Below are 20,099 nucleotides of genomic sequence, written 5' to 3' on the forward strand. Positions count from 1 at the left end.
TAGTATACTAAACATATGACTTTTAGACAAATCCTTTTTTCGCTTAGAAAAAGCAAACTATTGCTGTTATTGCTGACTATTTTTTTTGTTAAGCAACTTTTTACGGTGGCTGTTTTTCCAATATTTCAAGGACCGGACGAACCGATCCACTATTCCAGAGTCCAGCAATCCGCTAATCCCGTATTTCGCAGTTCAGAAAGCAATAACAAGCCTTCCGGCTCAAAATTTTCCGAAGAAATAAACAACACTTCCGCAATGACTGAGGCAGAAAGAATCTCTTTCGACTCATTTGAAACCCAATATTTCACCAATTCCCAGAACGGAAAATCCGAGGATGAAATAAAAAACAGCAACTGGAACAGGCTGGCAGAAAATCCATACACAACCGGCAACAAATTTATTAATTATTATTCTCTGAATTCCAGCATCGAAAAAATGTTTTCCGAACAAGACATTTTCTCAAGATTTTTCGCCATAAGGATTTTTTCCGCTATTTTAGGACTTTTGTCTGTTCTTTTCATATTTTTGTCCGCCCGAAAAATTTTCGACGAAAAGATATCTTTTCTTTTTTCAATTATAATTGCTTTTCAACCGATGCTTTCCCAGACTTCCGCCGTTGTAAACTACGACGTTCTTCTAACTCTGGCCTTTTCGATCTTTGCATATGGAGCAGTTTGGGCGTTGAAAGAAGGCCCTGATTGGAAAAATGTTTCAATTTTAATCTTATCGACAATTTTGGGGATAGCTACCAAAGCCCCCGGGATAGTTTTGGCTCTGGCAATATGCTGTCTGGCTGTTTATTCTGTAAAAAAACGTTTCAAGATAAGAAACAATCTTTTTGCTATCGGAACAATTATCGCCATCCTGCTTGCTATTATAATTGTTATTGTGGTTTTACCTTCTAGCTACATTAATTCGCTTCTTTCGGTTAGTGAAAATTCCCATTTTAATTCCGTTTCCCAATCAATATTGGAATATATTTCGGAAACCAAAAATCGATGGAGCTGGTCGGAACTTTCCTACTGGGGAAATTTCGGCTGGCTGGACGCCAGAATTCCCTCTTGGATTGTCGATGTTGCCCATTATGTCGAAATTGCCGGCATACTGGGAATTGTCGCCTATTTTGTTTTTCCCAAAAAAATTCCCGAATTCCTTCCTCGAAGAAAATTTGTGATATTTTTTATCGGTATTTTTTTGGCGCTTGAGTTTGCAATCCGCTTTGCCGACTGGCCGTATTACAATCGGAGCGGAAAAATTGGGCTGGGAACTCCCGGCAGATATTTTCTTCCCGTAATCGGAGCGCAGTTTGCGCTTGTAGCAATCGGCATTGGAATGTTGGCCAGAAAATATTCCATTTGGAAAAACATCCTGAAAGTTTTGGCGCTTAGTATGATCATTCTTTGGACTTATTCAATGTTGATTATAATCATTCCCAGATACTATTTATGAGATATTTTAAATTTAATTACATTCTAATAATTTTGTCCGTCATATTTTTTACAGTTATCTTCTGGAAATTTTTCAGTCTTTTGTCATTTTCCGACCAATCGATTTCTTTTGAAGGAGACGGCCAGCAGGAAAAACTGTACGCAGATTCTCCCATAATTCAGAAAATAACCGCTGCGGAAAATAATTTTAGCCAAGTGAACATTTCCATCAGCAAATTTTCCGGGAACTTCGGGGATAAAATCGTTATGGAAGTGGCCGATGAATCCTGCGAAAAAATTATCCATACTTCGAAAATAGATGCTTTCTCATGGAGTTCTCCCAATTATGAGAAATTCAGATTTGAAAATATTCCGGATTCAAAAGAAAAAACCTATTGCCTGAAATTTACCTATATTCCAAATGGAGAAGAACAAGATAAAAAAGCCTACATTTCTTCATATTCTTATGAAGGATCTTCCTATATAAATACCGGAAATAAAAAGAATTCCGGAGAACAAGAAAACCGGTCTCTGGGATTGAAACCGGCCTATGGAAATGGATCTGTTTGGCAAAATTTTTCCCAGCTTGTCGATCGAATGTCGCAGTACAAGCCGGATTATTTTAAAAGTTTAAGTTTGGAAATAATTTTCTTTCTGTCTTTCGCTTTAATTTTATTTATTTCCACAGTTATTATTTTTATAAAATAGACACATTATTCTTCTATTGCAGCATCCTTTTGACAATTCCTTTCGTCCCGCTGCGCTTGTACTCCCGCCATGAATTTCCCAGCAATTTCGCCGGGTTTTTTGTGATTATTTTTCCTGCAATGCGTGAAATTTTTCCTTTTCTTTTCAATTTTTCTAATTTTCGTTCGATAGTTTTTTGCATTTTCAAATCAGGCTTCATTTTTTTGATAACTACCGTAAAACCGTTTCCCACTTTGTCATCGGCATCTTGAAAATCAACCACTTGCCAATCCAAATTAATATTTTTCACCAGCTCAATAATATCCTCCGTTATCCAATGAGAATAATGTCCCGACATCGACGGCTCTTTGTCGTACTTTGCATTATTGTGCCTTTCGAGCAGTTCATTGAGCGTGGTTCTTTTCTCATCTTTGTCGAAAGTTCTTTCCTTGTGAGGAACAATCATAAAGATATATCCACCTTTTTTGACTATCCGATACCATTCCTTGAGTGCTTTTATCGGATCAGGAAAATGTTCCAAAACATGAGAACTCACAACAAAATCCTGCGATTCATCGGCAACGGGAATGTTGTCTCCAAAAGCTACGACATCAACCGGAAGAAAATCCCCACGCATATCATATTCCTCTTTTTTGAAAGTGGTTTTGTCAGAAGCAGAATAGTCAACATTTTTCGTATTCAAACCGAAAGGATTATGAATCGACCCGCCAATCTCAAGACCGACAAGCCCATCCAAATATTTGTGCGCCAATTTGCTTTCCGGAAATGTTTTCATAAGGTTAAACTTTCTTTCTCTTGTTTATAATATAATTTGAAACCAGCAAAACAAACAACCCAAGATTTATCCACGGCCAATACCAAAGAGTGAACTTCACTAACCACTTAAGATTATAGACATCAAACAGGAGTGAACTAGTTCCCGTGTATAAAATTAAATTACTTACTGTAGAGAACAGAAAAAAACCTAACAATAAATTTTTCTTTTTTCTCCATATAAAAATAGAAAAAATTAGAACAATAATTAATAAAAAAATATTTATGTTAATATCACTTTGTACACTTCCGATAAACATATTTTTTAAATTAAATAATTACTTACTTCTTTATTCTCTCAAAATTAGACCTTTTTATCAACTCGACTTCGAGATACAAGAAAAATAACACAGAAAATAGCAACTAATATAAATACGAATGTCACTATATTGGTAAATTTTTTGTTTTCTTCGTTGCGCTTGGGCAAATCTTGAGGATCATATTTTATCCCCAAAACATCCTCATTGATATTTTCTCTGATATTTTCAAAAACATTGTTGTTTTCCAAAGTTTGATCTTCAAGAAAAGATTCAATATTGGAATTCGAATCTGTTTCCTCTTTTTTTGTGTCATTTTCTGAATCATCATTTTCATTATCAAAATTGTCATTAGAAACTGTTTCTAATCCGGCAACTGAAGAAACAATATTATCATCTGTCTTTTCTTCTTTTGTTATTGTCAAAGTTTTTTCTTCCTGTTCGCCTTTAACCGCTGTTCCGATTATTTTTTGTGTTGATTCTCCAGCTTCGCCGCTACTCGCATCCTCTACGATTTTTGTCGCGTCGATTTCATATTCTCCGTCTCCTGTGCCTTCCGCAATAATTTTGTATTCTCCATCTTCAGGATTAGGGATAACCAAAAATTCATTTTCTGTCCCCGATCCGGAATAATAGGCACCTTCTATTTGATTGATAATTCCACCAGTTTCAAAATTCTTTCCAACCTTCTTTCCGTTCGGGTCAATGACTTGAATATCAATCGGAGAAAGAATTCCAAAAGTGAGAATGCTCACAATTTCGGCAGTGTCTTTAATGTAGGAACAATTCTTTTCCGATTTATTGGTGAGCTCCGCCAATACCTTGCATTGAGCTCTGGAGGGAAGCTGCAAATGAGTTGCCTTTATTTCTTCCATCTTTCTAGAATTAATTCCAGTTGAACTGAACAATGGGACTGTCTCGTCGCCTTTCCCATATTCAATACCTCTATCAGTTGTATCATCATAGAAATTTTCCGGCATCCCGTGTTTCCATTTCCCTTCTTTTAGGGTTTCCGCCACTCGAAATTTTTTGATGGTTTTTTCCGAATCAAGATTCCCGACCATATTGACAAAATTAACTCCGCTCATTCTTTTGACTCTCTCCTTGCCATTAAGAAACTCTAAGAGTGAATTATCAGGATAATCGTCTGGATAATTTTTCATTTCCCCATCGGAAACTTTTTGAAGATAATCGTAGTCAGGAAGCAATTCCCCAACTGACTTTACTTTATCTTGAATATATTTCTCCAAATCTGAATATCCCGCATGACGAGCTTCAACCTTGAATAATTCTTTAGCAAGCTGTTCTGCTCTGGAAAAAAATCCTTCCCCTGCTTCCAAGTACAAATAACCCTTTGGCGATCCCCTATGCGGTGTTCCCAAAGTTATCAATTGATCCACATCATCTTGATAATCATCTCCTTCAATATAATACCTCGCAATCAAACCCCCCATCGAATGCGCCACCAAATCCACTTTCGAAACTCCTGTGCTGTTTTTCACATCTTGGATTTTTTGCTTCAGCAAACCCGCAGTAATAACATTGCTGTCTCTCCATTCATAGGGAAACTCGAATAGATTGATGTTTTTCTGATATCCGTTCTGATCCAGAGAATTTATCAAATTATCATAAGTATGCAGAATCGGATCCATAATCAGCTTGCCTGCTACTTCAGCCGATCCCATAATTCCCGGAATAATAATCGCCGGATCAGAAATCAAATTACTGTTTCTGAATCCATCGAGCGTGTAATCTCCGCTAATTTTTTCTCCCTTCTCTGGCGAATCATTTTTCTCTGTCGGCCCTTGAAGATGCCCGTACCAGTTGTTTTTCAAAATGACCTTGCTTTTTTCCGAAACAGGATCTTCATTTTCAGAATATTTTTTGGCGCTGGATATTAAAGCATTTTTTTGCTTATTGCCTTCAAAATTAGAATTCACGATTTCCAAACGACTCATTGGTTCTCCGCTATAATATCTAACGGAAACCTCGACATCCGCATAAGAATTATTCTTGAAGCTGGAATTTTCAATATGAAGATTTCCATATTCAAATTTTAATGCCGGATTAATTCTTTCCAGCGACTCAGCTGCCCAAGCAGTATTAAACAATCTTCGAAAAATATTATGATTCATCGCTTGGCAATTTTCATCCTCATACGGACAAGCACATTCTTCTTGATCAACATAATCGTAGGATCCCATATTATTGAATTCTACATAGCGAAAAATAGAAGGTTCAGTGCTATATTCTGATATCCATGCATTATCAGCAAACTTTATCAATCCTCTTTCTCCTCGGACGCAATTAGTTTTTATTCCATACTCAGAAGGAGCCGGAGTTGCTTTAGTAAAAATTATTTTTTCATCCTTAGTTCCTTCGGCTATAATTCTTCCCATATTAACCTCCAAATTCAAAATTTCAATATGTGTTCCTTTTTCTATGGTAAGATTAGCGCCATTAACAATAACTACCGGTTTATCTAAGTTGTTATAAACTATATTCCCTCTCCATGTAGTGTCAGTATCAATTACAACAAAGTTATCATAATCCGTCCATTTTTCTTCATCTGGAATATCCAAGGCTTTTGCCACACCAGCATCAAAAAATCCTACCTTTATTAGAGATAATATAATCAAGCTTGCCGAAAAAAAGAAAGATTTTTTTTCAAATACTTTTTTCATTTTTTTATTATATCACAACACAAAAGCACCGCAACGGCAATTTGACATAAACTCAATAGTATAGTAGTATTACATCATATAAGAATCCCGGCCAGAAGTTTATACACTTCACATCGTGGCGGGGGTTTTTATTTTATTCGGGAGAAAAACAAGACATGAAATACTTCTTATTGTTTTTATCTTCTTTGCCATAAAAACAGCGCAAAACAAAATTTGCGCAGAAAATATAAAAGAAGTTGAGACTATATTGAATTAGATCTCTCGACTCGCTTCGCTCGCTCGAGATGACATTTATAAATTGGCTATTTTTGATCTTAAAAAAGAGTAAAACTCCTCATTTTTCGCCGTTTGGGTGGAATACTGCTCAAGGGCTTTTTTGCGAGCCTCAGCACCCATTCTGGAACATAGTTCTGGACTCAAAATCAGCCTTTCCAGCTTGTTTATCCAATCGCTGGTATCAGACGCCACAAAGCCATCGAGGCCGTCGGAAATGGCTTCTTTGAAGGTTCCCGTAGCGCTAGCCACCGTCGGAACACCTACGATTCCCGCCTCAAAAAACTTGAGCTGGGACTTGGATTCGCAGAAAGGATTTCCTATCTCAAGTGGAGCCAGATTGATGTCAACTTGGGAAATATTTTCAAAATGCTTGTTTCTTGCAACGTATGGCAATTGTTTGATTCTATCTTTAAATTTGTTCAATTTACTTTCAATATCCAATGGTCCAACCAAAAATAATTCCACATTGGAATGTTTTTCCATAATTTCCAAAAGCGCATCGGTTATCACCGCAAAGTCTTTGTTGTGACTGATGGTACCCGAGAAATAACCGAGCGAGATTTGGGATTTGGGATTTGGGATTTGAGATTTATTTTTCTCTATCTCTTTCACAACTCTCAAATCTTCGACGGAAAGCTTATTTTTGATAATAAAGACTTTTTTGTTAAATTCCCTCAGTTTTTCTGCTAGATATGCCGTGGTGGTCGTGCAAACTTTCACATATGGATCCTTCAAAATTTCCCCTCCCACCCCGTTTTCATATAATTTTCTTTCAAAAACATTCATCTGTTTGAAAAAATCCATAAACTCCAGATATTTCGGATCAAAAACCAAATCATCGGTTTCAAAAATTATTTCTTTCTTTTGCGCTTTTATATTATTAATCAATTTTTTGACACTGGGAGTGAAAAGCACCCGATGAAAAATGAAAATTTTGAACTTACTTGCATAGCCGGAAAGAAATGGATTGTCTTGAACCGTTACTGAACATTTGAAACCATTCAATTCCAACTCCTCAGAATAATGACGAGTGCGAAAAAGAGCGCTATCCCCAACTCCTCCCGTGATAAACAGAATGTCTCCCGCCTTAACCCTTCCAAACATTGCCAAAAAAGCTTTCATTACCCTCTTCCCTCCGCGAAGAAAACCGTCCCTTTGCAGAGTCTTAAAAGCCTTTCCGATTTTTATTAAAATAAGCTTCATATGAAAATCTTTTCCAAAGCTAAGCTTTTAGAGAAGCTAGGACTTTTTCCTAAAGCTCGGCTTTAGGAAAAGCCTGTTGCACATTGTCATTCCGCACTTGATGCGGAATCTACACTTTCAGATTACACTAAACTTTTGCTTATGCATTAAATTTATGATCATCGTTTGTGCAGATTCCTGCTCCCCGATCAGGTCGAGAACAAGTTTCGCGGGAATGACATTTATTTTTACTGGAACTCAAACTTCAAATCCTTAAGCATTGTCTGTTCCTGATCGAATTCCTGACCATCTTTTTTGAGCTTAACTTTGACTGGTATATCTCCCACTCCCGACTGCTTCTGAATTAAAAGTTTATAATTATCCTTGGTGACAGTATCCGGCAATTCATATTTTATCATCACTTCCGTTTCTCCTCCGATCAGAACGTGAAGAAGCGAACCGAAATAGGTTTTTTCGAATTCGTCTTTGACAATCGGAGGACTGATCATTTTTCTGTCCAAAAGCTTGGCGCCCTGCGGAGCATATATTCGGATATAGGAATGATAATCACTAGTTCTCCAATCTCCATACGGCGCGGTGTTTCGATATTGCATCGTCAAGGTGGCTACTGGTTTTTCTCCGTTAAAATCTATTTCATAATTTATATTTCTTTTAATATAGTAATCCGTCTTGAGCGCACCCATGTTAGCATCGACAACCATCAAATAATCTCCGCTCCAATCAGTGGCCACTTTTCCATCCCAATAGACACTCGCCACCAAAGATTGCAAACTGGAATCAGTAAAGTTTATCTGAACATTCTTGTTCCTGAGTTCTTCATGCGCCAGATTGGCAATTTTCGAAATATTTCCCAGACTGAACAATCTGCTGATAACCATCGGGGTCATAGTTTTCATAATCACTTTTCGGTTCTGAGTATCCAAATCAGGATCCATAAGATATTTTTTCTCGACAATTTCTTCCAGTTTCAAAAAGCCATTATTGCCATCAAATTCCACTCCTCCTGCTGTTATCGGACCGGTAAGTTTCAAAATATCATTGAAAACTGTGGCATTAATAGCAACAATTCCGTCAAAATTTCCTCCTCCGCCCGCCAAACGATAGAAATATTTGGCTTTTTCAACATTAGTTGGAAAATCAGGAGAAAAATTAGAATCGCGGAACTTCCAATTTTTGAGCTGCATCATTCTTTCCAGCGGATATGGAGTCGGCACTTTGGCAGTTATTCTTTGATCCAAAAGATTGGCATCTTCGAATGTTGAACTTATCACTTCTCCATTTTTCACTTTGACAAGCGCATATTGTCCCAAAAATCCTCCTCCCGGACGAAGCTCCATGTTGTTTTGAAGAAGCAACATGAAATTCCAAGTTTTGTCATTCTTCTCCGTCAATTTGGCAACCAAATTGTCAACTACTTCCAGTTCTTTTTTTGTATCCTCCTGAATTGGAAGAAGTTGGGATATTTTGCTGAGAGCAGAAAAAGATTTTACTGCAATGCTTAATTTGTTGTTTTTTGCGTAGAAGAAAAAGAAAGTCCCTCCAGCAATAATCACGGCTATTAATGCAAAAATAATAATGCGTTTCTTGGTCAAAAACCCATTCATGCGCTTTCTTGGTTTACTTTGTTAAATTCCCTCTTGGCAAAACATTTCCCAAAACAAAAATTTAACAGAGCGAACTTATTAATTTTTTATTTTTTTATTATAATTTTCTATAAATCTCATCCAGTTTCTTGGCCGAATTATCCCAACCGAATTCCTTGGCTCTCTCTTTGTTTATTCTTCCCATATTATTGCATTTTTCAGAATTTTGAGCTAATTCTAAAATGCCTTCACAAATTCCTTCACAGGAAAATTCTCTAGCATAATATGCTCCATCGGCCAGATATCTTCGATTATTGCTTTTGTCAAAACAAACAATCGGCAATCCCGCCCCCATATACTGCAGAATTTTTCCGCTGGCTTGGTTTACTTTCGAATCCTTGGGATCAATGGCAATATCGCTGGCATTCAAAATCTTGGGAAGATCGAAATAATTCAAGGGGTGAATAACGCGCACATTTCCTTCCAAGCCGTTCTCTTTGACGAACTTTTTTATTCCTTTGACTGGAAATCCGGCAACAACAAAAAACAAATCTTTATTTTTTCTGAAAGCTATTAAAATAGCATCGATCAAATAATTAATTCCTTTATTGGGAACTAGCGCTCCCGTATATACTACGACTGTTTTCTCCATTGGGACCTCCAATTCTTTTTTGGACTCTTCTTTGACTGGCAGGTTTTTGTAATAATCCAAATCCACTCCATCCAGAATGGTTTCCACTTTTCCGTCCTTTCTGAATTTTTTTATTTCTTCCGTATTCTCCCAAGAGCTGGCAATGGCAAAATCTCCCAGATTATTGATTATTTTTTCAATAAAATTAAATACTTTCTTGAGCATTCCGGCACCTAAATATCCATGAGAAACCATCTCATTGGTCAGACTTCCGTGAAAATCAGAAACCAATTTCATTTTTCTCCAGAAAAGAGCTTTCTTAACCAGGAGGCCGATCAAAACTCCTTCATGAAGATGGCCGTGAATAATATCCGGCTTTTGCGTCCTGGCCAGAAAAAAAGTTTTTCGAATAAGCATTAAGTCAAGGAATATTTTCTGCCAATCAGGACCGGCTTCCAGCTTCTTGTACCAAAAAAGAAGCCGGCGAATCCTCCGAACATCGATTTTAGTGTTAATCTCAGGATCGATATCTCTCCCGATATGATAGGTTGCAATGATAATTTTGTGGCCCAATTTTTCCAAAGCCAGCGCTTCTTCCAAAATTCGGATATGCGTTCCGCGATCAGAAAAAAACGGCGTCGGCGCAACCATTAGTATTTTCATGTTGTTGCTATTTTAAGAGGCGGACAGTCCGCTTCAAGCGGACTGTCCGCCTTGGATAAGTTAAGTCTTTCTTAATTTTATCTTATTCGACCGCCATTGGCAAACTGGACTAAAAACGCTATAATCAAAGCAATGATTGAAAAAAATATCAGCAAAAACGATTACCTTATTTTCGCTGTTTTCTCATCAATTTGGGTGTTTTTGGGATTGATTGCCTGCCTTTCTGCTATTGGAGGATTTTTCTATTCTTGGATTTTTGGAGGCTTTCTCCTGCTGATGATTTTTACTATTATCCGCCAAGTGTTTTTGAAAAAAATATCTTTGAATATTTCCCATGAATTCATCATCGCTTCAATAGCCATTTTTATTTTTGTTCTGGTTTCTTCTTATTTTGTCACCCCGACAATTTTCGGAGGACGCGATCAGGGAGCGATTAGCGAAGCAACTATCCGCCTTTCCCAAAACCACAAACTGGAATTTTCCACTCCCGCTTCAAATGAGTTTTTCGAAATATACGGCCCAGGGAAAGCTTTGAATTTTCCGGGATTTTATTACAATTCCAGCGGAGAGCTAATAACACAATTTCCTATCGCCTACATTTCTTGGCTGGCTATTTTCTATTCTTTCTTCGGACTTACGGGACTAATTGTTGCCAATGCCGTTTTACTTTTTTTGTTTTTAGCTTCTTTTTATCTTTTAGCAAGGTCGCTTGTTGAAACAAAATATTCGGCTATTATTTTGATTTTAACCGCAACTTCATTTCCGATTTTTTGGTTTTTCAAGTTCACTTTGAGTGAAAATATGGCGCTTGCGCTCCTCTGGCTTTCTATCTTGTGGCTGTTCCTTTTTATTAGAGAACAACGATTATTTTATTATTTTTCTTTCCTTTTTTCAGCCGGACTTTTAGTCTTTACGCGAATAGAAGGAATTTTTTTCCTGATTGCGGGATTTTTGACTATATTTTTCTTCACCGGAAAAAATATCATCTGGAAAAGAAAGAGAAAACTAATCCTGGCTTATCCGGCCATATTTTTTGCCATTCTTCTTGTCCTCAATTTTGCTAAAGATATTTATTTTTACAAGGAAATGGCTAAAGCGTTTCTCCATATTAGACAAGATCAAGCAAGCGCTTCTTCAGTTTTCGATGGATTCTTTTCTCCCGCTATATTCGAATTTCAGGTTTTGTATTTGTATGGAATAATAAGCTCGCTTCTTCTTGGAATCTTGGGAACAATCTACTTCTGGATAAAAAAGCAGTGGAAAAATCTGATTCCATTTTTTGTAATTTTTCCTTCTTTCATTTATCTGATTAATCCGTGGATTTCATCCGACCACCCTTGGATGCTTCGAAGATTTGTTTTTTCTGTTGTTCCGGGAATGATATTTTATGCTATTTTGTTTCTTGCAAAATGGAATGGGGAGAAAAAGATGCGCTATAAAATAATGGCATCTTATTTTGTTATAATTTCCATATTGCTTCTGAATTTGTTTATATTCGCAAATTATTTCCCGTTCTCGGAAAACAAGAATTTATTAAAACAAACACAGGCAATCAGTGAAAATTTTGGAGGCAACGATTTGATTCTGATTGACAAATCTGCCAGCGGAGACGGATTTTCGATGCTCGGCGGACCGATGAACTTTCTCTACGAAAAAAATTCAGTTTATTTTTTTAATATCAAAGATCTGGAAAAAATAGATCAGGAAAAGTTTTCCAAAATATATCTCGTCACTTCCGACCAGAATGCTATAATGTATGAAGATATAATCGGAACCGGAAAGATATTATCCAGCAAGGATTATTCAGTCGAGACCCAAAGACTTTCCGGCTCGAGAGATAAAGAAAATATTGTCCTTCAGGAAAAGCTGAGTGTAAAAGTTAGCGGGAAAATATTGGAGCTACGAATTACGAATTGAGTACGAATATACGAATTGAGAGTGTCATTCCTGCGGAAGCAGGAATCTACACAAACGATAATTGCAAGGCTTAATGTATAAATATTAGATTAGCGTAATTCGAAAGCGTAGATTCCGCATCAAGTGCGGAATGACAATTGAAAATGAATGCGTTAAAAGAAATAAAACTTAATCCGATTTGGGAAAGACGTTACAAGAACGCCAGGTTTTTGGTTTATCTTGTTTTCATATTGCTGATAATCTATGCCGGATATCTGGTTTTGTTCCCTTCCGCTAATTTTGTTTTTTCTTTCAAAAATCCTGATTCACTGAAAAATACCGTAGCTGATCCGCGAAAAGAAAGCGGAGAACCGATCAGAAACGGCCAAGTTGAAGGAGACAAAAAAATGATTTTTGACGCTAACTTGGTCGGAGATTTTTCCGAAGCACGGGTCAATTTCACTTTGACTGGAAAATCAGAAAATGTTGAAGATGGCAGCGTATCGGTTCGAAAATCATTTCGATCATTCTTCTATCCGAATGGAGATGCTATAACCAAGATTAATATTCCGCAACTTTTTAAAATAGATAATGATTATTATCAATTAAAAGACAATATCTTATACAGATTTGTCAGTGAAAAAGCTTATCTCTCAAACTACGACTCCGAGCAAGCTTCGGCTAAGGATGAAAACTTTCTTAAGAGTTATCCGCTTTCCGAAGAATTTTTCGGCTTTCGAGATGGAACTCTTTTGTCTTCTGATATTTCCGTTTTTGTAGTCAGCGGAAACAAAATATGGCCAATAAACAACCCCATAACATTCATTTCCAGCGGTTGGAATTGGAATGATGTGATCGTGGCTAGCGGAGAAGAAATTGGAATCTATCAGAAAGAAAAACTGTTCACCATAAAGACTCCCCAACCAGATGGAACTCTTTTTCGAGGCAATGATACCGGAAAATATTATTTGATATCAAACGGAGAGAAACACGAACTTATTGGAAAAGACGTGATTGATTTTTATTCGAAAATTAATCCGCTTCTCGCAGAAGAAAAAAATCTGGAGATTGAAGAGGAATGCAATTTGGCCGGCTCATTCGGACTTTCGAAAAGATATTCCTGTATAATTCCTATTGACAATATGAAAGACCTTTCCGGAGATGATTTTGAATTCCAATCGTTTTTCGGCAATGATATTGATGTGCAAAACATATCAGTGACATTCAAAAAGAAAGTTAGTGTGGAAAATTTAAAGTCGTCGCTATCAACACTAAAAAGTAGAACATTGCTCAATTATGGACAAAGTCAGTAAAAAATTTAGAGGAAACTTGGGAATATTTTTATACAAGATACTCAGTGATATATTATCGCTTCTTCTTGTTTTCTTTGCTTTGCTCCTGGTTTCCGAAGGAGTGATGCCGGGACTGGCTTCCTCTCACTTAAGTTTTACCCGGCTCTCTCTGATTATTTTTGCAGTTTTGGGAAGTGTTATTTATCTGGGAAAAATAAATGAAATAAGCTTTGAAATGAGCAACAAAAAAACCGCATTATCCTGCGGCCTTATTGTTTTCGCTGTTATTTTGATTATAAACTCGATGCTCAAGTTTGACTGGTGGGAAATCGCGGTTATTACAATCGCTGCCATTCTTCTTCTATTTTATCTATACAAAAACTTTATAAGCGAAAAAGATGTCATTCCTGCGAAAGCAGGAATCTACACAAGCGATAATCCCAAGCTTAACGTATAAATATTGGACTGGTGTAATTCGAAAGCTTAGATTCCGCATCAAGTGCGGAATGACATAAAAAAAATAGCATATCAGCAATTATGACTTTATAACTTCAATCGTTTCTCTAGCGCATTTGTCCCAAGAGAATTTTTTAACTTGTTCGTTTCCCTTTTCAATTAATTCTTTCCTCGAATTATCATCTTTCAAAACGCTTCGTATTTTGCAAGATAAATCCTCACTGTCCTTTTCATTGAAATATAGCGCCGCATTTCCTCCAACTTCCGGCAAGCTGGAATTGCTGGCTGAAATAACCGGAACACCGGAGGCGAAAGCTTCAAGAAGCGGAATACCAAAACCTTCATAGAGAGAAGGAAAAACAAAGACTGAAGCGTTTCGATACAAAACGACTACTTCTTCAAATGGGATTGTTTCGGTGATAATTATATCTTTTTCATATTCGCTATTCTTTATTTTATTCACAATCCCCTCCCACATCCAAGCCTTTCCTCCGGCCAAAACTAATTTCAAATCCTGATTTTCTTTTTTTATTTTATCAAAAGCTTTAATCAGAATTTCCAGATTTTTTCTCGGCTGCAAGGCTCCGACATATAAAATATAGTTTTTAGGTTGCAGATTGTAGGTTTTTAGTATTTTGTTTTTATTTTCTTCCGGTATTTCCCCTTGGAATAATTCCGTTTCAAATCCGTGATATATCACTTTTATTTTTTCTTCCTTTATTTCCGGATAAAATTTCAAAATATCGTTTTTGGTCGAATTAGAAACGGCAATTATTTTGTCAGAGTTTTTGATGGCAAAATCAGTGAATATATTAAGACGGCGCAGATCTTTTCTGGGAAATAACTGGGGAAAATATTTAAAAGCCAGGTCATGAATGGTAATGGTGGTTTTCAAATTTTTTCTCCTAACGAAGGGCAGCGCCTGCATCGGCATCCAAAGCGCTCCGTAATTTTCTTTCCAAATTTCAAAAGAAAATCTGGTCTGCGTCCAACAGAAAGGAAACGGTTTTTTTATTATTTTATAATTATAAAATTTTTCCGGTGCAAGTTCCGAATTAAAATCTTTTTTGTGGAAAATAAAAAAATCATCGTCCGGTGAAATTTTTCCAAAACGATTGAGCATATTCAAAAGATAAACTCTGGTTCCGTCGATTCTTTTTGAATCCAGATCTGAAGCTTGAATGGCAATTTTCATTTTCCTGAAAATTTACGAATAATTGTATCTTCATTATAACACAACGAAAAAAAAGGTTCTTTAGGCCGGAATTTTCATTCCTTTACTAACTGGCAAAAGGCTGTGCTATAATAATTTCATGGATATTATCAGATTAAAAAAGAAAATCGAATCTAGCCCGATTATACCAGATCAAAGAAAACCGGATATAAACAAGCTGGAACCCATCGAGCCGGAATCAAAGAAAAAAAGTTTGGGAAAAATTTGGATTGTTGCTTGTCCGCTGATCATATTAGCATTTATTCTCATAATGACTAAAGTATTTGTCATTGATTCAATTTCTTCAAAAGAGAAAATAATTCCTGAAATAGATCCTGAAATCACAAATATTGCAAGCAAGGTAGCCTCCACATTTGAAACCAGCAGCCAAACCTCCGATGCCAAAGCGAATACCCCGAATCCAAACCCGCCCGTTCTAACTCCGGAAAAGGAAGCAGAAACCCAGGAACAGGAAGATACCGCTTCCGTAAACGAAACAAAAGCAGAAGAAAAGGAGCTGACCACCAATCCAAGCCAAAGCGACAAATTTATTACAAAGAGCCCGGTAATAATTTCCGAGATTACCAAAATTTCAAAATTCAGAAGCTGCGCTAATGAAGCTTACGGCAAAACCAGCTTTCAGAACCAAACAGAGACGGAAAGCTCGCTTAAGCATTATTTTAATCTTAAAAATTCTGGCATTGCCATCTATGCTCCTTTTGATGGGGAAATAATTCGGAAAGACTCGAGCTCCCTCGTCATTGAAACCCGGCCATTCAACGGATGGCTGATAGAAATTTCAGAAATAAACCTTGAAAATACCCTGGATCAGGGATCGCAAATAAAATCCGGAGATAAGATTGGAAAATCGCTAAGTGAAAATCTTGAAGTTGCGTTGTCGGGATTCAACAGATCCCAAAAGGATGTGAACCATAAAGATTACTCGGAGAAAAATTTGGATCCATTCTTTCCCCATCTTAATGATTCCGTAAGCAAAGAATTCTCCGATAGAGAAGCAACGGCTGATATAATGAAGGTTTCCAAAATAGATCGCGATGCCGCAGAATGCAGCTTCAAACTAAACAATGACGAGGATTGGATAATTTTAGAATAAATTAACTTTTTACAATAATCCGCTGTAAGCCGACATCATTATTTTCAAAAACCACGGAATTAGGACGATGAGCCCGATAATCGGCAAAACCACCGTAGCGATCGAAATAATCAGCGTCCAAAGAAAATATTTTCTGGTTTTTTCGACCGATTTGTAAATCGCCTCCAGCTTTTTGTCCTGCTCTTCAATTTTATTGAGTATTTCTTGTTCCATAAACTGATTATACCAGAAATATTGATTTTTTAATAATCTTAAGTTAAGATTGAAAATGTATTGGGTCGTAGCCAAGTGGTAAGGCAACGGGTTCTGATCCCGTGATGCGTAGGTTCGAATCCTACCGACCCAACAAAAAAATATCCCTTATTTCGGGATATTTTTATTTTTCTGAATTTTATAAACTGTAACCTGAAAACTACACCCTACTTTTTCAGATACCTTCTAATCGCAATGAAACTCGAAATTACTCCCAGCAATATTCCCAAAGAAAATAGGATTCCAAAAATCTGCCAGAAATTTGAAAGGTAGAGCGCCATCAGATTATCCTCCGAAATTGTTCTCTGCACAAAAGATGAAATAAGCTTTGCTGTGACCAAAAGCATAACCGCGCTGACAATTGAAGCGGAAAATCCGTAAAATATTCCTTCAAAAATGAAAGGCATCCTAATGTACAAATTGGAAGCCCCAACCAATCTTTCAATTTCAAATTCCTGTTTATGGGAATAGATAGTAATCCTGATTGCATTAAAAGTTATGAGTATGGCGATAAGGACAAAAATTAATCCCAGAATCATTCCAATTTCTTTTGAAAAATTGACTATTTTATTCAGGCGTTCGATAATAATTTTATTTTTATCATAATTAATCCTGCTTATATCTTCCCTAAAATCAGAACTTTCGATAGATTTATTGATGATGTCATATTGCTCCGACTGATTGGCTTTAATCACTAAAGACGCCAAAAGAGGATTTTCTCCTATTTCATCCAGTGCTTGTTTGATTGCCGGATCGTTATTTCCCATTTCCATAAACTCCCGCAGCGCCTGATCCTTGGAAACATACTCCACCGATTTTACCTCTTTGTACGATTGAAGTTTGTTTTTAATCGCCACAATATCATTCTCTTTCATCGCAGGATTGAAATAGATGCTAATATTGATTTTTCCCTTAACATTCTCAAGCAAAAGATTGGCGGTTATGCCAATCATAAAAGTCAGACTGATGAGATACAAAGAAATTGTGAGAATGCTGATTGTCGCCACGCTTAACCAGCCATTTCTTATGAAATTTTGAAATCCCTCTTTTAGAGTCCGCCAAAGTTTTAGAATCTTCATTGAATTCGAATGGTTGCGAATCTTTAAACAATATATTCGAATAAATTTGTTTAATATTCGCGACTATTAGCGTTTACAAGTTATACTTGCCTTTTTGAATATCGCTTACCAGCTTGCCTTTCTCCATAATTAACACTCTCCTATTTATTTTATCAACTATTTCCCTATTATGAGTCGCTAGAAGTATCGTCGTACCCAAAGTATTTATTTTAAGAAGAAGCTGAATAATTTCCCACGTGGAAATCGGATCTAGATTTCCTGTCGGTTCATCGGCAATAATCATTTGAGGACAATTTATTAGAGCCCTCGCCAGCGCCGCCTTTTGTTGTTCTCCTCCTGAAAGCTGCCTGGGATACATCTCTAATTTATTGCCCAATCCCACAACATCCAGAATCTCCGGAACTTTTTCATTGATCTCATCCGTAGGTTCGCCATTAACTTCCAGTGCATACGCCACATTTTCGAAAATTGTTTTTTGCGGAAGCAGTTTAAAATCTTGAAAAACCGTTCCAATATTTCGGCGATAATACGGAAGATGCTTTCTTCTTATTTCCCTGACCAACTTTCCATTGAAGTAAATCTCTCCCGTTGTCGGGCTTTCTTCGGCATAGATGAGCTTAAGAAGAGTTGACTTTCCCGCTCCAGTATGTCCCACAATCGAAACAAACTCACCTCTTCCAATAGAAAGATTTATTTTATCCAGAGCAACAAAATCTCCGGGATACATTTTTGTCGCATTTTCTAATTTTATTATTTCTTTTTCCTGCGCCATATTATTCAATTATATACTAAAAATAATTTTTCAGCAAAGACTATTTTTTTCTTCCTATAAAAACGAGATTTTTGTTATTGGCAACTTTTTCTTTTTTGAATCCTGCTTCTAGAAACAGCCTTTTCAACCCCCTGGAAGTAAACGCGTGATGATAACGCTTAAAAATATTACCCTCGTTGTCTTTAAAGGTTATGTAGCAATCATTCCAATCCAAATTACTCCTGCCTAAAATCTTATCTCTCCAGTTTTCAATTATATTTCTAACATATTTCTTCTGCCCGCCTCGACTCGCGGAGACAACCACTTGTCGAAGCGAGGCGGGCCACAAATTCCAAGCGGTTATTACCACATATCCTCCCGGTTTCACAGTTCGATAAAGTTCTTTCGCCATCGCCTCCCGATATTCTTTTCCCGGAAAATGATGAAAAACAGCAATGGCATAAACGGTATCGAAAAAATTATCTGGAAACGGCAAACTTTCTTGACTGGGATCGATTTTAGAAAACCTGACGTTCTCGCTATAATAACGGCTATCAGCCAGCTCAATAAGCTTCTTGGAAACATCCACTCCCTGATATTTTATATTTTTATCGGAAAATAGTTCCAAAAGCCTTCCGTTTCCACAGCCAAAATCCAGAACGGCATCTTCGTTCTTGGCGTAATCGCCGATAAATTCCATCTCTCTCCAAAAATATTTCCGAGTCTCAGAAAATTTTCCCGCCATAAAATCATAGCCGAATTCTGTTTCGTTTAATATTTTTTGCACTATTTCTTTTTTCACAGCTTAATTATAGCAACAAAAAAGCAGGTTTCAAAACCCTGCCTTAATCGATTATCTTTTCTCGCTAAAATTAAACTTTAGCGAAGTTTTATTTGCAACAAATTGCTTCTGCAGACTCTGTCGCCAAATCCTAATTTCTTAAAAAGTTAATGAAAATCAGTTATCCTTATAGCAATGTTAAAACAAAACAAACCTGTCCCTAAATAATATTCTCAAACAAACAATTTCATCTAACGATTTGTTGGATTTAATTGATTATCGAGGACGAACCTCGATACAAAGTTGAGAGCTCAATTGAAAGTTAATCTCTAAGACAACGGACAGAATATCCGTTATCTTTAGGGCAAGCTATTCGACCAACCGTTGTTCGGTGCACACTTGAAGTTTCAAGCTCAGTTATCTCTCGACAAAAAGCTTTTATATTTGTAGCGCTTTCAGTAGCGGACCAAACAAAAGTCGTCGGATAGTCCGTCTCCGGATCGCCAATACGAAGCCATCCTTGTGCCCAGAACGTCTTTCCGGCATAAAGCAAACCAAAAATTCCTCTAAATCCATCGCCTGCACCACGGCAATCATGTCCAAACCTTGAAGCATCACATGTCTCCCCAGAATTTTTAAGATAATCTTCCAGTACAAAAAATTCGCTATCAGTAGGAATGTGCCAGCCACTCGGACAGATTCCTTGGGGTCCAGGAGCGATTGAATCTGAGGATGCACCATTCATTATTCCTGTCCACGTATATGATCCTCCGAAGTTCACTTCCAACCCTCCGTCAAATGATGGGCATACGCCCATTGGACAGCACACGGCATCATAACAATAGAAGTCAACACCCGGAGCAAGCGCTGTCCCATCTGGTTTTTTAGATGTTCGCAAATTTTCAGCAAACCAGCATTGGTTTCCGATTTTTATTGTTTCATATTCATTTTCATTATATTTACAAGTGTCTCCGCATGAAACACTCGTGCAACTGCTTCCAGCTACCGCCATATTCACCG

17 protein-coding genes and 1 tRNA gene are annotated in these 20,099 nt (G+C 37.0%); 7 read left to right on the forward strand and 11 right to left on the reverse strand.

Translation table 11 applies throughout. The features are described from left to right. Positions 1-15: 15 nt before the first annotated feature. Both WC906_00350 and WC906_00355 read left to right on the forward strand, forming a co-directional pair. Positions 16-1,449: a glycosyltransferase family 39 protein gene (locus tag WC906_00350; protein MFA5776888.1), complete on the forward strand. Its 1,434-nt coding sequence runs from the start codon at positions 16-18 to the stop codon at positions 1,447-1,449. Beyond that, entirely contained in the window at positions 1,446-2,135 is a 690-nt protein-coding gene (locus tag WC906_00355; protein ID MFA5776889.1) for a hypothetical protein, read from the forward strand. Before WC906_00350 ends, WC906_00355 begins: the two co-directional genes overlap by 4 nt. 13 nt (positions 2,136-2,148) lie before the next feature. Here WC906_00355 and WC906_00360 read toward each other — a convergent pair whose 3' ends face one another. The 5 genes from WC906_00360 to WC906_00380 all read right to left on the reverse strand — a co-directional run bounded on the left by WC906_00360 (position 2,149) and on the right by WC906_00380 (position 10,245). After that, positions 2,149-2,910, reverse strand: coding sequence for a class I SAM-dependent methyltransferase (locus tag WC906_00360; protein MFA5776890.1), 762 nt, complete (start codon positions 2,908-2,910; stop codon positions 2,149-2,151). Between the two features lie 342 nt (positions 2,911-3,252). Next, positions 3,253-5,889: a hypothetical protein gene (locus WC906_00365; GenBank protein ID MFA5776891.1), complete on the reverse strand. Its 2,637-nt coding sequence runs from the start codon at positions 5,887-5,889 to the stop codon at positions 3,253-3,255. Positions 5,890-6,180: 291 nt separating this feature from the next. Continuing rightward, the gene (locus WC906_00370) at positions 6,181-7,368 is read right to left on the reverse strand and encodes a glycosyltransferase (GenBank protein MFA5776892.1); all 1,188 of its coding nucleotides are present in this window, start codon (positions 7,366-7,368) and stop codon (positions 6,181-6,183) included. 227 nt (positions 7,369-7,595) lie between these two features. Beyond that, positions 7,596-8,972, reverse strand: a complete 1,377-nt coding sequence (locus tag WC906_00375; protein MFA5776893.1) for a DUF4012 domain-containing protein — start codon at positions 8,970-8,972, stop codon at positions 7,596-7,598. Between the two features lie 97 nt (positions 8,973-9,069). Continuing rightward, a complete protein-coding gene (locus WC906_00380) occupies positions 9,070-10,245 on the reverse strand; it encodes a glycosyltransferase (GenBank protein ID MFA5776894.1) in 1,176 nt (391 codons plus the stop codon). Positions 10,246-10,377: 132 nt separating this feature from the next. Here WC906_00380 and WC906_00385 point away from each other — a divergent pair, with 132 nt between their 5' ends. The 3 genes from WC906_00385 to WC906_00395 all read left to right on the forward strand — a co-directional run bounded on the left by WC906_00385 (position 10,378) and on the right by WC906_00395 (position 13,890). Beyond that, the gene (locus WC906_00385) at positions 10,378-12,162 is read left to right on the forward strand and encodes a glycosyltransferase family 39 protein (GenBank protein ID MFA5776895.1); all 1,785 of its coding nucleotides are present in this window, start codon (positions 10,378-10,380) and stop codon (positions 12,160-12,162) included. Between the two features lie 143 nt (positions 12,163-12,305). Beyond that, on the forward strand, positions 12,306-13,454 hold the full coding sequence (locus WC906_00390; protein ID MFA5776896.1) for a hypothetical protein: 1,149 nt from the start codon (positions 12,306-12,308) through the stop codon (positions 13,452-13,454). After that, positions 13,438-13,890 (forward strand): hypothetical protein, encoded by a 453-nt coding sequence (locus WC906_00395; protein ID MFA5776897.1) that lies wholly within the window; start codon positions 13,438-13,440, stop codon positions 13,888-13,890. Before WC906_00390 ends, WC906_00395 begins: the two co-directional genes overlap by 17 nt. A 78-nt stretch (positions 13,891-13,968) precedes the next feature. Here the strand turns inward: WC906_00395 and WC906_00400 are convergent, their stop codons facing one another. Then, the gene (locus tag WC906_00400; GenBank protein ID MFA5776898.1) at positions 13,969-15,084 is read right to left on the reverse strand and encodes a glycosyltransferase family 1 protein; all 1,116 of its coding nucleotides are present in this window, start codon (positions 15,082-15,084) and stop codon (positions 13,969-13,971) included. A gap of 118 nt (positions 15,085-15,202) precedes the next feature. On the opposite strand from WC906_00400, the gene WC906_00405 reads away from it, so the two are divergent. After that, a complete protein-coding gene (locus WC906_00405; GenBank protein MFA5776899.1) occupies positions 15,203-16,216 on the forward strand; it encodes a hypothetical protein in 1,014 nt (337 codons plus the stop codon). 9 nt (positions 16,217-16,225) lie between these two features. Here WC906_00405 and WC906_00410 read toward each other — a convergent pair whose 3' ends face one another. Further along, the gene (locus tag WC906_00410; protein ID MFA5776900.1) at positions 16,226-16,429 is read right to left on the reverse strand and encodes a hypothetical protein; all 204 of its coding nucleotides are present in this window, start codon (positions 16,427-16,429) and stop codon (positions 16,226-16,228) included. Between the two features lie 61 nt (positions 16,430-16,490). On the opposite strand from WC906_00410, the gene WC906_00415 reads away from it, so the two are divergent. Next, positions 16,491-16,562, forward strand: a tRNA-Gln gene (locus WC906_00415). 73 nt (positions 16,563-16,635) lie between these two features. Here the strand turns inward: WC906_00415 and WC906_00420 are convergent. From WC906_00420 to WC906_00435, 4 genes are all read right to left on the reverse strand, one after another. Then, a complete protein-coding gene (locus tag WC906_00420) occupies positions 16,636-17,547 on the reverse strand; it encodes a permease-like cell division protein FtsX (GenBank protein ID MFA5776901.1) in 912 nt (303 codons plus the stop codon). A gap of 73 nt (positions 17,548-17,620) precedes the next feature. Next, entirely contained in the window at positions 17,621-18,301 is a 681-nt protein-coding gene (ftsE, locus tag WC906_00425) for a cell division ATP-binding protein FtsE (protein ID MFA5776902.1), read from the reverse strand. 58 nt (positions 18,302-18,359) lie between these two features. Continuing rightward, positions 18,360-19,100: a class I SAM-dependent methyltransferase gene (locus tag WC906_00430; GenBank protein ID MFA5776903.1), complete on the reverse strand. Its 741-nt coding sequence runs from the start codon at positions 19,098-19,100 to the stop codon at positions 18,360-18,362. A 301-nt stretch (positions 19,101-19,401) separates the two neighbouring features. Beyond that, on the reverse strand, positions 19,402-20,099 hold a 698-nt coding region (locus WC906_00435; GenBank protein ID MFA5776904.1), incomplete at its 5' end, for an FISUMP domain-containing protein.

Source organism: Parcubacteria group bacterium (genome assembly GCA_041657845.1).
Taxonomy (GTDB): domain Bacteria; phylum Patescibacteriota; class Minisyncoccia; order Moranbacterales; family JAKLHP01; genus JAKLHP01.

What these genes read in the sequence shown, in the direction of transcription:
- WC906_00395 (MFA5776897.1), top strand. Translation starts at nt 13,438, where the DNA reads ATGGACAAAGTCAGTAAAAAATTTAGAGGAAACTTGGGAATATTTTTA.
- WC906_00380 (MFA5776894.1), bottom strand. Translation starts at nt 10,245, where the DNA reads ATGAAAATACTAATGGTTGCGCCGACGCCGTTTTTTTCTGATCGCGGA.
- WC906_00405 (MFA5776899.1), top strand. Translation starts at nt 15,203, where the DNA reads ATGGATATTATCAGATTAAAAAAGAAAATCGAATCTAGCCCGATTATA.
- WC906_00370 (MFA5776892.1), bottom strand. Translation starts at nt 7,368, where the DNA reads ATGAAGCTTATTTTAATAAAAATCGGAAAGGCTTTTAAGACTCTGCAA.
- WC906_00400 (MFA5776898.1), bottom strand. Translation starts at nt 15,084, where the DNA reads ATGAAAATTGCCATTCAAGCTTCAGATCTGGATTCAAAAAGAATCGAC.
- WC906_00375 (MFA5776893.1), bottom strand. Translation starts at nt 8,972, where the DNA reads ATGAATGGGTTTTTGACCAAGAAACGCATTATTATTTTTGCATTAATA.
- WC906_00355 (MFA5776889.1), top strand. Translation starts at nt 1,446, where the DNA reads ATGAGATATTTTAAATTTAATTACATTCTAATAATTTTGTCCGTCATA.
- WC906_00350 (MFA5776888.1), top strand. Translation starts at nt 16, where the DNA reads ATGACTTTTAGACAAATCCTTTTTTCGCTTAGAAAAAGCAAACTATTG.
- WC906_00390 (MFA5776896.1), top strand. Translation starts at nt 12,306, where the DNA reads ATGAATGCGTTAAAAGAAATAAAACTTAATCCGATTTGGGAAAGACGT.
- WC906_00365 (MFA5776891.1), bottom strand. Translation starts at nt 5,889, where the DNA reads ATGAAAAAAGTATTTGAAAAAAAATCTTTCTTTTTTTCGGCAAGCTTG.
- WC906_00385 (MFA5776895.1), top strand. Translation starts at nt 10,378, where the DNA reads ATGATTGAAAAAAATATCAGCAAAAACGATTACCTTATTTTCGCTGTT.
- WC906_00410 (MFA5776900.1), bottom strand. Translation starts at nt 16,429, where the DNA reads ATGGAACAAGAAATACTCAATAAAATTGAAGAGCAGGACAAAAAGCTG.
- WC906_00360 (MFA5776890.1), bottom strand. Translation starts at nt 2,910, where the DNA reads ATGAAAACATTTCCGGAAAGCAAATTGGCGCACAAATATTTGGATGGG.
- WC906_00420 (MFA5776901.1), bottom strand. Translation starts at nt 17,547, where the DNA reads ATGAAGATTCTAAAACTTTGGCGGACTCTAAAAGAGGGATTTCAAAAT.